Source organism: Bradyrhizobium guangzhouense, assembly GCF_004114955.1.
GTDB classification, from domain to species: Bacteria; Pseudomonadota; Alphaproteobacteria; order Rhizobiales; family Xanthobacteraceae; genus Bradyrhizobium; species Bradyrhizobium guangzhouense.
In genome coordinates this window covers 3014356-3027464 of sequence record NZ_CP030053.1, presented here as the reverse complement: position 1 = coordinate 3027464, position 13109 = coordinate 3014356, and the positions used below count along the sequence as shown (strand labels likewise).

The 13109-nt window shown below is 62.9% G+C and carries 16 protein-coding genes; 1 reads left to right on the top strand and 15 read right to left on the bottom strand.

Annotated features, from left to right (window positions below):
* Positions 1–4: 4 nt before the first annotated feature.
* The 14 genes from rpmC to rpsL all read right to left on the bottom strand — a co-directional run bounded on the left by rpmC (position 5) and on the right by rpsL (position 9220).
* Positions 5–211: a 50S ribosomal protein L29 gene (gene rpmC / locus XH91_RS14545; RefSeq protein WP_027535297.1), complete on the bottom strand. Its 207-nt coding sequence runs from the start codon at positions 209–211 to the stop codon at positions 5–7.
* A gap of 5 nt (positions 212–216) precedes the next feature.
* The gene (gene rplP, locus XH91_RS14540) at positions 217–630 is read right to left on the bottom strand and encodes a 50S ribosomal protein L16 (RefSeq protein ID WP_008136349.1); all 414 of its coding nucleotides are present in this window, start codon (positions 628–630) and stop codon (positions 217–219) included.
* 29 nt (positions 631–659) lie between these two features.
* Positions 660–1385, bottom strand: a complete 726-nt coding sequence (gene rpsC / locus XH91_RS14535) for a 30S ribosomal protein S3 (protein ID WP_128951223.1) — start codon at positions 1383–1385, stop codon at positions 660–662.
* Between the two features lie 18 nt (positions 1386–1403).
* On the bottom strand, positions 1404–1793 hold the full coding sequence (gene rplV / locus XH91_RS14530; protein WP_057745488.1) for a 50S ribosomal protein L22: 390 nt from the start codon (positions 1791–1793) through the stop codon (positions 1404–1406).
* A 10-nt stretch (positions 1794–1803) separates the two neighbouring features.
* Complete coding sequence (gene rpsS, locus XH91_RS14525) at positions 1804–2082, bottom strand: 30S ribosomal protein S19 (protein WP_007603021.1); 279 nt, start codon at positions 2080–2082, stop codon at positions 1804–1806.
* A 12-nt stretch (positions 2083–2094) separates the two neighbouring features.
* The gene (rplB, locus tag XH91_RS14520; protein WP_128951222.1) at positions 2095–2928 is read right to left on the bottom strand and encodes a 50S ribosomal protein L2; all 834 of its coding nucleotides are present in this window, start codon (positions 2926–2928) and stop codon (positions 2095–2097) included.
* 12 nt (positions 2929–2940) lie between these two features.
* A complete protein-coding gene (locus XH91_RS14515) occupies positions 2941–3243 on the bottom strand; it encodes a 50S ribosomal protein L23 (protein ID WP_027535292.1) in 303 nt (100 codons plus the stop codon).
* The gene (gene rplD, locus XH91_RS14510) at positions 3240–3860 is read right to left on the bottom strand and encodes a 50S ribosomal protein L4 (RefSeq protein ID WP_011088150.1); all 621 of its coding nucleotides are present in this window, start codon (positions 3858–3860) and stop codon (positions 3240–3242) included. Before rplD ends, XH91_RS14515 begins: the two co-directional genes overlap by 4 nt.
* A gap of 1 nt (position 3861) precedes the next feature.
* The gene (rplC, locus tag XH91_RS14505) at positions 3862–4578 is read right to left on the bottom strand and encodes a 50S ribosomal protein L3 (protein WP_128951221.1); all 717 of its coding nucleotides are present in this window, start codon (positions 4576–4578) and stop codon (positions 3862–3864) included.
* 53 nt (positions 4579–4631) lie between these two features.
* Positions 4632–4940 (bottom strand): 30S ribosomal protein S10, encoded by a 309-nt coding sequence (gene rpsJ / locus XH91_RS14500; protein ID WP_002712302.1) that lies wholly within the window; start codon positions 4938–4940, stop codon positions 4632–4634.
* An 85-nt stretch (positions 4941–5025) separates the two neighbouring features.
* Positions 5026–6216, bottom strand: coding sequence for an elongation factor Tu (tuf, locus tag XH91_RS14495; RefSeq protein WP_057745503.1), 1191 nt, complete (start codon positions 6214–6216; stop codon positions 5026–5028).
* Between the two features lie 40 nt (positions 6217–6256).
* Positions 6257–8329, bottom strand: a complete 2073-nt coding sequence (gene fusA / locus XH91_RS14490; RefSeq protein WP_128951220.1) for an elongation factor G — start codon at positions 8327–8329, stop codon at positions 6257–6259.
* A 33-nt stretch (positions 8330–8362) separates the two neighbouring features.
* Positions 8363–8833: a 30S ribosomal protein S7 gene (rpsG, locus tag XH91_RS14485; protein ID WP_008136420.1), complete on the bottom strand. Its 471-nt coding sequence runs from the start codon at positions 8831–8833 to the stop codon at positions 8363–8365.
* Positions 8834–8848: 15 nt separating this feature from the next.
* Complete coding sequence (gene rpsL, locus XH91_RS14480) at positions 8849–9220, bottom strand: 30S ribosomal protein S12 (protein WP_007603006.1); 372 nt, start codon at positions 9218–9220, stop codon at positions 8849–8851.
* Positions 9221–9893: 673 nt separating this feature from the next.
* On the opposite strand from rpsL, the gene XH91_RS14475 reads away from it, so the two are divergent.
* Positions 9894–11147 carry an FAD-dependent oxidoreductase gene (locus XH91_RS14475; RefSeq protein WP_128951219.1) on the top strand — a complete coding sequence of 418 codons (1254 nt, stop codon included), beginning with the start codon at positions 9894–9896 and terminating at the stop codon, positions 11145–11147.
* Here XH91_RS14475 and XH91_RS14470 read toward each other — a convergent pair.
* The gene (locus tag XH91_RS14470; RefSeq protein WP_128951218.1) at positions 11060–13096 is read right to left on the bottom strand and encodes an ABC transporter ATP-binding protein; all 2037 of its coding nucleotides are present in this window, start codon (positions 13094–13096) and stop codon (positions 11060–11062) included. The two genes, XH91_RS14475 and XH91_RS14470, sit on opposite strands and share 88 nt — an antisense overlap.
* Positions 13097–13109 lie beyond the last annotated feature (13 nt).

Sequence of the window (13109 nt, the reverse complement as noted above, 5' to 3'; positions counted from 1 at the left end):
CCCCTTACTTCTTCTTCGCGCGCGCTTGCGCGGCGACGGTCTTGATCCGGGCGATGTCGCGGCGAGCCTCGCGCAGACGCGAGGTGTTCTCGAGCTGCCCGGTGGCACGCTGGAAGCGCAGGTTGAAGCGCTCCTTCTTCAGGTTCAGGACGGCATCGTCCTGCTGGTCGGGGCTCATCGCGCGGATGTCTTCGATCTTCATCTGGGCCATGGCCATTACTCCGCAATGCGCTCGACGAAGCGCGTCTTGATCGGCAGCTTGGCGGCCGCGAGCGTCAGCGCTTCGCGCGCCGTCTGGGTGTTGACGCCGTCGATCTCGAACAGCACCCGGCCCGGCTTGACGCGGGCGACCCACAGTTCCGGCGAACCCTTGCCGGAGCCCATGCGGACTTCGGCCGGCTTCTTCGACACCGGAACGTCGGGAAACACGCGGATCCAGACGCGGCCGGCGCGCTTCATGTGGCGGGTCAGCGCGCGGCGGGCGGCTTCGATCTGGCGCGCGGTGACGCGCTCAGGCTCGGTCGCCTTCAGGCCGAACTGGCCGAATGCCAACGTCGCGCCCGAAGACGCAACGCCGTGGATGCGGCCCTTATGCGCCTTCCGGAACTTCGTTTTCTTAGGTTGCATCATGGCTTTAAGCCCTCAAATTCTCTGGTCGATCAAGCCGCAGCATTGTCGCGGCGCCCACGGCCACCACGATCGCCACTGCCACCCGTCTCGCCTTCGGCCATTCTCTTGTCCTGGGCCATCGGATCGTGCTCGAGGATCTCACCCTTGAAGATCCAGACCTTGACGCCGCAGGTGCCGAAGGTCGTGAACGCGGTCGCAACGCCGTAGTCGATGTCGGCGCGCAGCGTGTGCAGCGGCACGCGGCCTTCGCGATACCACTCCATGCGCGCGATTTCCGCTCCGCCCAGACGACCCGAGCAGTTGATGCGGATGCCTTCCGCGCCGAGACGCATCGCCGACTGAACGGCGCGCTTCATGGCGCGGCGGAACGCCACGCGGCGCTCCAGCTGCTGCGCGATCGACTCGGCCACCAGCGTCGCATCGAGCTCCGGCTTGCGGATTTCGACGATGTTGATGACGACGTCGGACGAGGTGATGTCCGCGACCTTCTTGCGCAGCTTGTCGATGTCGGCGCCCTTCTTGCCGATCACCACGCCCGGACGAGCCGAGTGGATGGTGACGCGGCACTTCTTGTGCGGACGCTCGATCACGATGCGGGCGACGGCCGCCTGCTTGAGCTCCTTGTGCAGGATCTCGCGGATCTTGACGTCCTCGTGCAGCAGCTTGCCGTATTCCTGCTTGCCGGCGAACCAGCGGGAATCCCAGGTCCGGTTGATGCCGAGACGCAGACCGATCGGATTGATCTTTTGACCCATCGTTTTCTCCTGCGACCCTTAAGCCGCTGCTGCTTCGGCTTCGACCTGACGAACAATGATCGTCAGCTGCGAAAATGGTTTGTAGACACGGCCCGAACGGCCACGCCCGCGGGCGGCAAAGCGCTTCATCACGAGGCCGTTGCCGACGAACGCCTGCGCCACGACGAGATCGTCGACGTCGAGGTCGTGGTTGTTCTCGGCATTGGCGATGGCCGATTCCAGGCACTTCTTCACGTCGACCGCGATCCGCTTGCGCGAGAACTGCAGATCGGCGAGCGCAGCGGAAGCCTTCCGGCCGCGAATGAGCTGGGCGACCAGGTTGAGCTTCTGCGGGCTCACCCGCAGCATCCGGGCGACCGCCTTGGCCTCGTTCTCGGCGAGGCTCCGTTCGCGCTTAGGTTTGCTCATCGTTTAATCCTCAAGCCTTCTTGGCTTTCTTGTCGCCGGAGTGGCCATGGAAGGTCCGGGTCGGCGAGAACTCGCCGAACTTGTGACCGACCATTTCCTCGTTGACGGCCACCGGCACGTGCTTCTGACCGTTGTAGACGCCGAAGGTCAGACCGACGAATTGCGGCAGGATCGTCGAACGACGGCTCCAGATCTTGATGACGTCGTGACGGCCGGACGAGCGAGCGGCATCCGCCTTCTTGAGCAGAGAACCCTCGACGAACGGGCCTTTCCAGACTGAACGAACCATGTCCGTCGTTCCTTACTTCTTCCGCTTGTGGCGGCTTAGGAGAATGAATTTATTGGTCGACTTGTTGCTGCGGGTCTTCTTGCCCTTGGTCGGCTTGCCCCACGGAGTGACCGGGTGACGACCGCCCGAGGTACGACCTTCACCACCGCCGTGCGGATGGTCGATCGGGTTCATCGAAACACCGCGGTTATGCGGCTTGCGGCCCAGCCAGCGATTGCGGCCGGCCTTGCCGATCGAGGTGTTCATGTGATCCGGGTTCGACACCGCGCCGATGGTGCCGCGGCAACGGCCGTGCACGAGACGCTGCTCACCCGAGTTCAGGCGGATGATCACGTAGTCCTGGTCGCGGCCGACCAGCTGAGCATAGGTGCCGGCGGAACGAGCGAGCTGGCCGCCCTTGCCGATCTTGACCTCGATGTTGTGGATGATCGTACCGACCGGCATGTTGCCGAGCGGCATGACGTTGCCCGGCTTCACGTCGACATAGTTGCCGGCGACCACGGAATCGCCGACCGCCAGACGCTGCGGCGCCAGGATATAGGCCTGGGTGCCGTCTTCGTACTTGACCAGCGCGATGAACGCGGTGCGGTTCGGATCATATTCCAGCCGTTCGACGGTCGCGGGCGCATCGACCTTGTCGCGCTTGAAGTCGACGATGCGCAGGGTCTGCTTGTGACCGCCGCCGCGGAAGCGCACGGTGATGCGACCGGTGTTGTTGCGGCCGCCCGAGGAATGCTTGCCCTCGGTGAGCGCCTTGACCGGCTTGCCCTTGTAGAGCGCCGAACGATCGACCATGACCAGCTGGCGCTGGCCCGGTGTCGTGGGATTGAACTTCTTCAGTGCCATCGTCGTGCGACCTTACAGACCGGTGGTCACGTCGATCCGATGACCCTCTTCGAGGGTCACGATCGCGCGCTTGGTGTTCGACTGCGAGCCGAGATTGCCGCGGAAGACCTTAGTCTTGCCCTTGCGGACCAGCGTGTTGACGCTCTTGACCTTGACGTCAAACAGCTTCTCGATCGCTTCCTTGATCTGCGGCTTGGTCGCCTTCGCGGCCACCTTGAACAGAACCTTGTTGTGCTCGGACGCCAGCGTCGCCTTTTCGGTGACGACCGGGGCGACGATCACGTCGTAATGGCGAGCCTCGATGTTCTTCGTCATTTGAAGCGCGCCTCCAGCGCATCGATGGCGGCCTTGGTCAGAACGAGCTTCTGACGGCGCAGGATGTCGTAGACGTTGATGCCCTGGATCGGCAGCACGTCCATGTTCGGGATGTTGCGGGCCGCAGCGGCGAAGCCGTTGTTGAGCTCGGCGCCGTCGATGATCAGCGCGTTGGTCAAGCCGAGGCCCGAGAAGTGACCGAGCAGCGCCTTGGTCTTGGCGGCTTCCAGCGCGGCCTTGTCGATCACGAGCAGATCGCCGTCCTTGGCCTTGGCCGACAGCGCATGCTTGAGAGCGAGTGCACGGACCTTCTTCGGCAGGTCGGTGGCGTGCGAACGCACGACCGGACCGAAGGCACGACCGCCGCCGCGGAACTGCGGCACGCGGGCCGAGCCGTGACGAGCACCGCCGGTACCCTTCTGCTTGTACATCTTCTTGCCGGTGCGCCAGATCTCGGCGCGACCCTTGGCCTTGTGGGTGCCGGCCTGACGCTTGTTCAGCTGCCACTGCACGCAGCGCGCAATGATGTCCTGGCGCGGCTCAAGGCCGAAAATGGCGTCTGAAAGCTGGACCGAGCCGGCTTCCTTGCCCTCGAGGGTGGTGACTTTCAATTCCATCTCACGCACCCTCTTGCTGGGCCGCAGCCTCGGCTTCGCCGCCCGCAACCTTGAACTTGCCGGGCTTCGGAGCTTCCTTCGGAAGCGGCTTCTTGACGGCGTCGCGCACACGGATCCAACCGCCCTTGGAGCCGGGAACGGCGCCTTCGACGAGGATCAGACCGCGCTCGACGTCGAGCTGGACGACGCGCAGGTTGAGCGTGGTGATGCGATCGACACCCATGTGGCCGGGCATCTTCTTGTTCTTCCAGGTCTTGCCGGGGTCCTGACGACCACCGGTCGAACCGATCGAACGATGCGAGACCGACACACCGTGCGTGGCGCGCAGACCGCCGAAGTTCCAGCGCTTCATGCCGCCAGCGAAGCCCTTACCGACCGAGGTGCCGGTGACGTCGACGAACTGGCCGACGACGAAGTGATCGGCGAGGATCTCGGCGCCGACGGGGATCATGGCATCCGCGGAGACGCGGAATTCCTCGACCTGCCGCTTCGGCTCGACCTTGGCGACCGCGAACTGGCCGCGCTCAGCCTTGGGCATGTACACGGTCTTGCGGCTGCCAGAACCAAGCTGGAGCGCGACATAACCGTTCTTCTCTTCAGTGCGGTGGCCTACGACCTGGCAATTGCCGAGCTTCAGCACGGTCACGGGGATATGTTCGCCGGCCTCTGTAAAGACCCGCGTCATCCCGACCTTTTGTGCGATCACTCCGGAGCGCATCGGCGTGCTTCCTGTTCTTTCTGTCCGCAAGGTGCGAACGTGATCCAAAAATCTTAGAGCTTGATCTCGACGTCGACACCGGCGGCCAGGTCGAGCTTCATCAAAGCATCGACGGTCTGCGGGGTCGGATCGACGATGTCGAGCAGACGCTTGTGAGTGCGCATCTCGAACTGTTCGCGGCTCTTCTTGTCGACGTGCGGCGAACGGTTGACGGTGAACTTCTCGATGCGGGTGGGCAGCGGAATGGGTCCGCGAACCTGCGCACCGGTGCGCTTCGCCGTGTTCACGATCTCCCGGGTCGACGTATCGAGGATACGATGGTCGAACGCCTTGAGACGGATACGAATGTTTTGGCCGTTCATTGCCGTGGTCTCTCTTTAGAGGGGGGTGGCGAATAGCGAATAGCGAATGTCACCATTCGCTACTCGCCAATCCCTATTCGCGTAATTACTCGATGATCGAGGCGACGACGCCGGCGCCGACGGTGCGGCCACCTTCGCGGATGGCGAAGCGGAGCTTCTCTTCCATCGCGATCGGCACGATCAGGTGCACTTCCATCGCGATGTTGTCGCCCGGCATCACCATCTCGGTACCTTCCGGCAGATGCACGACACCGGTCACGTCGGTGGTGCGGAAGTAGAACTGCGGACGATAGTTGGTGAAGAACGGGGTGTGGCGACCGCCCTCTTCCTTGGTGAGGATGTAAGCCTCAGCCTTGAACTTGGTGTGCGGCTTGACCGAACCCGGCTTGCACAGCACCTGGCCGCGCTCGACGTCTTCACGCTTGGTACCGCGGAGCAGCGCACCGATGTTGTCGCCGGCCTGGCCCTGATCGAGCAGCTTGCGGAACATTTCGACGCCGGTGACGGTGGTCTTCTGGGTGGCGCGCAGACCGACGATCTCGATTTCCTCGCCGACCTTGACGACGCCGCGCTCGACACGGCCGGTCACGACGGTGCCGCGGCCCGAGATCGAGAACACGTCTTCAACCGGCATCAGGAACGGCTGGTCGATCGGACGCTCCGGCTGCGGGATGTAGCTGTCGACGTTCTTCATCAGCTCGAGGATGGCGTCGTGGCCGAGCTTCTTGTCCGAGTCTTCGAGGGCGGCGAGAGCCGAACCCTTGATGATCGGGATCTTGTCGCCGGGGAAGTCGTACTTCGAGAGCAGTTCGCGAACCTCGAGCTCGACGAGCTCGAGCAATTCCGGATCGTCGACCATGTCGCACTTGTTGAGGAACACGACGAGCGCGGGAACGCCGACCTGGCGGGCGAGCAGGATGTGCTCGCGGGTCTGCGGCATCGGGCCGTCAGCAGCCGACACGACCAGGATCGCACCGTCCATCTGGGCGGCGCCGGTGATCATGTTCTTCACGTAGTCGGCGTGGCCGGGGCAATCGACGTGCGCGTAATGGCGGTTCGGCGTCTCGTATTCGACGTGCGCGGTCGAGATGGTGATGCCGCGCGCCTTCTCTTCCGGCGCCTTGTCGATCTGGTCGTACGCGGTGAACGTCGCACCGCCGGCTTCGGCGAGAACCTTGGTGATCGCCGCGGTCAGCGACGTCTTGCCATGGTCGACGTGACCGATGGTGCCGATGTTGCAGTGCGGCTTGGTACGTTCAAACTTTGCTTTGGCCATTTGACTCTCCGTTCAATCGTCAGCTTTAGACCGACGACAATCAGGCAAACTTCTTTTGGACTTCCGCCGACACGTTAGCCGGCGCTTCTGCGTAGTGATCGAACTGCATGGTGAAGGTCGCGCGACCCTGGCTCATCGAGCGCAGGTTATTCACGTAACCGAACATGTTCATGAGCGGCACCATCGCGTTGATGACGTTGGCGTTGCCGCGCATGTCCTGGCCCTGGATCTGACCGCGCCGGGAATTCAGGTCGCCGATGACCGAGCCGGTGTAGTCTTCCGGGGTCACCACTTCGACCTTCATGATCGGCTCGAGCAGGACGGACTTGCCCTTCTGCAGCGCTTCGCGGAAAGCCGCGCGCGATGCGATTTCGAAGGCGAGCGCCGACGAGTCGACGTCGTGATACTTGCCGTCGACGAGCTGGACCTTGACGTCGACCACGGGGAAGCCCGCGACCACGCCAGAGCTCATCACGCTGTTGAGGCCCTTTTCGACGCCGGGAATGTATTCCTTCGGAACCGCACCACCGACGATCTTGGACTCGAACTCGTAGCCCTTGCCGGGCTCGTTCGGCTCGACCACGATCGAGACCTCAGCGAACTGACCGGTACCACCGGTCTGCTTCTTGTGGGTGTACTTGACTTCGGCCTTCTTGGTGACGCGCTCACGGAACGCAACCTGGGGCGCGCCGATATTGGCGTCGACCTTGTAGGTACGGCGGAGGATGTCGACCTTGATGTCGAGATGGAGCTCGCCCATGCCCTTGAGGATGGTCTGGCCGGACTCCTGGTCGGTCGACACGCGGAAGGACGGATCCTCCGCGGCGAGCTTGGCCAGCGCCACGCCCAGCTTCTCCTGGTCGGCCTTGGACTTCGGCTCGATCGCGATCTCGATGACCGGCTCGGGGAATTCCATCTTTTCTAGGATCACCTGCTTGTCGGGATCGCACAGCGTGTCACCGGTGCGCGCTTCCTTCAGGCCGGCCAGCGCGACGATGTCGCCGGCATAGGCTTCCTTGATGTCTTCGCGGTTGTTCGCATGCATCAGCAGCATGCGCCCGATGCGCTCCTTCTTCTCGCGGGTCGAGTTCACGACGCCGGTGCCGCTCTGCAGAACGCCGGAGTAGATGCGGCAGAAGGTGATGGTGCCGACGAACGGGTCGTCCATGATCTTGAACGCGAGCAGCGCGAGCGGCTCCTTGTCGTCCGCCTTGCGCACGACTTCGTTGCCGCTGTCGTCCGTGCCTTTGATTGCGGGCACGTCGATCGGCGACGGCAGGTAGTCGACGACGGCGTCGAGCAGCGGCTGCACGCCCTTGTTCTTGAAGGCCGAACCGCACAGCACGGGATAGAACGCACCGGTCAGCACCGCCTTGCGCAGCAGGCGCTTCAGGGTCGCCTCATCCGGCTCCTTGCCGTCGAGATAGGCAGCCATGGCGTCGTCGTCGAGCTCGACGGCGGCCTCCACCATCTTCTCGCGGTATTCCTTGGCCTGATCGACCATGTCTTCCGGAATGTCGACATAGTCGAACTTCGCGCCGAGCGACTCGTCGTTCCAGACGATGCCCTTCATCTTCACGAGGTCAACGAGACCCTTGAAGTTGTTCTCGGCACCGATCGGGAGCTGAATCGCGATCGGCTTGGCACCGAGGCGATCAACGATGTCGGCCAGGCACTTGAAGAAGTCGGCGCCGGTCTTGTCCATCTTGTTGGCGAAGACGATGCGCGGAACCTTGTACTTGTCGCCCTGGCGCCAGACGGTTTCGGTCTGGGGCTCCACGCCCTGGTTCGAGTCGAGCACGCAGACGGCGCCGTCGAGCACGCGCAGCGAACGCTCGACTTCGATGGTGAAGTCGACGTGACCTGGGGTGTCGATGATGTTCAGCCGCTTGCCGGCCCAGAAGGCGGTGGTCGCAGCCGAGGTGATCGTGATGCCACGCTCCTGCTCCTGCTCCATCCAGTCCATCGTCGCGGCACCTTCGTGCACTTCGCCGATCTTGTGGCTCTTGCCGGTGTAATAGAGGATGCGCTCGGTCGTCGTCGTCTTACCGGCGTCGATATGCGCCATGATACCGAAGTTACGGTAGTCCTCGATGGCATGTTGGCGGGGCATGGGGTGTTCCTTGCGAGTCCGTTTGTTTCGCCGTTACCAGCGATAGTGCGAGAAGGCGCGGTTGGCTTCCGCCATCCGGTGCACGTCTTCACGCTTCTTGACGGCGTTCCCGCGGTTGTTCGATGCGTCCAGGAGCTCGGCCGAGAGACGCTCGGTCATGGTCTTCTCGTTGCGCTCGCGCGCAGCCGAGATCAGCCAGCGAATGCCCAGGGCCTGGCGGCGGGTCGAACGAACTTCGACCGGAACCTGATAGGTCGCGCCGCCGACGCGGCGGGAGCGCACTTCGATCGTCGGCATGACGTTTTCGAGCGCCTGCTCGAACACGCCGAGCGGGTTCTGCTTGGTCTTGGATTCGATGATGCCGAACGCACCGTAGACGATGCCTTCCGCGACCGACTTCTTGCCGGCATACATCACCGAGTTCATGAACTTCGTGACGATGATGTTCCCGAACTTCGGATCGGGAAGAACTTCGCGCTTTTCCGCTGAGTGGCGACGAGACATTGAGCTGGTTCCCGCTTACTTCGGACGCTTCGCGCCGTACTTCGAACGACGCTGCTTACGGTTCTTGACGCCCTGGGTATCCAGAACGCCGCGGAGGATGTGGTAGCGCACGCCGGGCAAGTCCTTGACGCGGCCGCCGCGGATCATGACCACCGAGTGCTCCTGAAGGTTATGGCCCTCACCCGGGATGTAGCCGATCACCTCGAAACCGTTGGTCAGACGCACCTTGGCGACCTTACGAAGCGCCGAGTTCGGCTTCTTCGGGGTCGTGGTGTAGACGCGCGTGCAAACGCCACGCTTCTGCGGCGACTGCTGCAGCGCTGGCACCTTCTTGCGCGACTTCTGCACTTCACGCGGTTGAGCGATCAGCTGGTTGATCGTCGGCATCCTGGCCTTACCCTTTGTTATCGCAGCCCCTTGCGGGTCCGCTGTCTTGCCGCGAGCCCGTTGCCGGGACCGCAAATTCTTGTCGCGCTACCCGCCCGACGGGGCCCGCTTCGCACGGGAACAATCCGCACAAAGCGAAATCGCGCCAACCGCTCCATCACTGAGCGGAAAGCGCTTCGACGCCACAGAGGACCGCAGTCTTCAGGCCGATCAGCGTAAAGCCGCGGCCCGCGCACTGAGGTCATGCATCCGAATTCGGCCTCACGAGAACAGGCTCGGAAGACCTAAAATCGCACTGGCATTGCCTAGCTATTATCGACAGCGTTTGAGCGGCATTCGTCGAGGTTGGTGCCCATCTTTGCGACCCCTTAGGGATCAGACGGGTGGCCCGTTCCGACGTTGGCGATGCTCACCGCCTGTCGTTAAGTGAGGCGCTTTCTATAAGTGAGAATCGCTCAAGTCAAGGCGAAACGACAGTCACAAAGCGCTTCTCGCGCCTTCAGAAATTGCCTGCTTGGCGCTCTCGCGGCGCCCGCCGGATATGGGACCGAAGGCCCGGCTCCGCCAGTCCCAGGCACATTTTTACCCGGAAGAAATATACTTTTATAACCCGCGCTAAGGCTTTTTTTCCTGTTGATGCGTCAATCTGCCACCTTCGGCAGAGGCAAGCGCCATGCGGTACACCGATATAGCCATCATTGGCGGGGGACTTGCCGGCTCGACCGCCGCCGCAATGCTTGGGCGCGCCGGCATTTCGGCCGTCATGATCGACCCGCATGAGACCTATCCGGCCGATTTTCGCGTCGAGAAGCTTAGCGGTCACGGGCAGGTCGAGCGATTCCAGCGCACGGGAATCGCAGACCAGGTGCTGCGTCGGGCGACCTTCTCCGGCGAGAACTGGATCGCACGGTTCGGCCATCTCCTCGACAAGGCGCCGAGCCGGCAGTTCAACATCCGCTATGATTGCCTGGTTAACGCGATCCGCGACGAGATTCCCGAGACAGTCGAGCGGATCTGGACCAAGGCGGTATCGGTAGAGACCAGCCCGGAGCGGCAGCGAATCGCACTCGCCAATGACGAGACGGTGTCGGCCCGCCTGGTCGTGCTCGCCAACGGCCTGAACGTCGGTCTGCGGCACCAGCTTGGCATCATCAGAAACATCATCAGCGCCTGTCATTCGATCTCGATCGGATTCGATGTAGCGCCGGCAGGGCGGAAAGCGTTCGACTTCCCGGCGCTGACCTATTTCTCCGAGCGGCCGAGCGACCGTATTGCCTACATCTCGCTGTTTCCGATCGGCACGCACATGCGCGCCAATCTGTTCGTGTATCGCAGCTTCGACGATCCCTGGCTGCGCGAGCTCCGCCGCGCGCCGGCGGAGACTTTGAATGCCGCCCTGCCGCGCCTCAAGCGCATCACCGGCGCCTTCGACATCGTGAGCGAAGTCAAGATTCGCCCGGTCGACCTCTACGTGAACGATGCCAGCCATCAGCCGGGACTAGTGCTGGCCGGCGACGCCTTCGCGACCTCCTGCCCGGCCGCCGGCACGGGCAGCGACAAAGTGTTCACGGACGTCGAGCGGCTCTGCAATGTCCACATCCCGCAATGGCTGGCGTCCGACGGGATGGATGCGAACAAGATCGCGGCCTTCTACGCCGATCCCGTCAAGCGGGCCTGCGATGAATGGTCGACGGCAAAAGCGTTCGGCTTCCGCTCGGTATCGATTGCGACGAGCCCCTACTGGACCGCGCAGCGCTGGGCGCGCTTCACGGCGTGGTCCATCCAGGGATTATTGCGACGGCTTGGAGGGGCATTCCATCTGGAGCCGAACTTCCTCGGTCACTCCTCCTCGTCTTCGTCATCCTCCTCGTCATCCTCGTCGAGGTCCTCATCGTCCTCGTCATCATCGCTGTCGTCGTCGGCTTGAGCGGCCACACCGTGCGGCTGATGGATCTGATCGTTCCACAGCTTGCGATAGGTGCCGTTCTTCGCGAGCAGCTCGGCATGCGAACCGCGCTCGATCGCCCTGCCCCCTGAAATCACGATGATCTCGTCCATCTCGACTACAGAAGTCAGGCGATGGGTCGACCAGATCATGGTGCGGCCCTTGGCGACCTTCAGCAACGTGCGGTTGATCGCGGCCTCGGTGGTCTGGTCGAGCGCCGAGGTCGCCTCATCCAGCAACAATACGGAGGGATTGCGGATGACCGCCCGCGCGATCGCAATGCGCTGGCGCTGGCCGCCCGATAGCGTATCGCCGCGCTCGCCGACCGGCGTGTCATAGCGCTGCGGCAAGCTCATGATGTAGCGGTGGATCTCGGCCTTCCTGGCCGCCTCCTCCACCTCCTCGTCGCTCGCGCCCTCCTTGCCGAGCCGGATGTTCTCGCGGATCGACATGTTGAACAACATGTTCTCCTGAAACACCACCGCCATGCTCCGGCGCAGCGAATCCAGCGTCACCTTGCGGACGTCGACGCCGTCGATGGTGACACGGCCTTCGTCCGGGACGTAGAGCCGCAAGATCAGGTTCAACAACGTGCTCTTGCCGGAGCCTGATGGGCCGACGATGGCGATGCGCTTGCCGGCATTGAGCTTGAGGCTGAGATTGTCCAGCACCGGCGTCTGCGCGCCCTCGTACTGGAACGTCACGTGGTCGAAGGTGATGTCGTGGGTGATGCGCGGCAGATCGGGCGCGCCGGGACGGTCGGCGCCGCGGGTGGGCTCGTCCAGCAACTCCTGCATGTGGCGGATCGCGGCGGCCGAGGAGATCGACACCGGAATGAAGTGCATCACATGGGCGATGTTGTAGGAGACCTCCCAGAACGCGCTCTCGAAAGTGACGAAGGTGCCGATGGTGATCTGGCCCTTGGTTGCCAGATAGGCGCCGATGGCGAGCACGACGAGGTGCAACAGCAGCACCGAGATGGTGACGGTGCGCTCCACCATCGTCGACAGGAATCCGGCGGCAGCGATCCTGTTCCGGGTCGCGTCATTGCGGAAGGCGAAGAAGCCGAACATCTTACGTTGCAGGCTGAACGCCTTGATCACGGCCTGCGCCGCCACGTTCTCCTGCACCATCCCCAGCAGCGCGCTTTCGTTGAGCTTCTGCTCGTAATTGGCCTGCACCGCCTTCGGCGTCAGGATACGCGGGCCGATCAGCGTGATCGGGAATACCAGCAGCGCAACGACGGCGAGTTGCCAGTTCAGGAACAGCATCAGGATGATGCCGGCGATCAATTCCAGGAACGGTAGCGCGGCGCTGTTGGCGAAGGACTTGACCGAACCTTCGAAGGCCGAGAGGTCGACCGAGAAGCGCGACAGGATCTCGCCGCGCTTGGTGCGGCCGAAATAGGCGGCCGGGAGGTCCTGAACGTGTTCGAACAGGCGCTTGCGGACATCGGAGATGACGCAGGCTGCCAGCCGCGCATCCCAGCGCTCGTACCAGACCGCGACGATCGAGGTGAAGATGCCGGCGACCGCGAGCACGCCGAGGATCTTGTACAGCGCCTGGAAATCCTCTTCGCCGAGCGCGTCGTCGATCAGGAACTTCAGGCTGAGCGGCATGATGACATTGAACAGCGTCTCGACCAGAACGCCGAATGCCACATAGCCCAGGATGCGCTTGTAGTTGGGCAGGAAGGGCTTGACGAAACCCAGGATGGTCGCGAGCGCGCCGGCGGCTTCGCGAGCGGTAAAGACGACGAGGTCCTCATCATCGTCGTCGTCATCGAGTTCAAGCTCGTCATCATCCTCGTCTTCGTCGTCCTCGTCGTCATCGAGGTCCGGCTTGGCGCTGGAGGCGAGCTTGTCCTCGAGCTCGGCCGCCTCTTGCGCGGCGAGCTTCTGTTTGTCGGGAGAGAGAGGCCTGGACGCCATGAAACCAACCGAT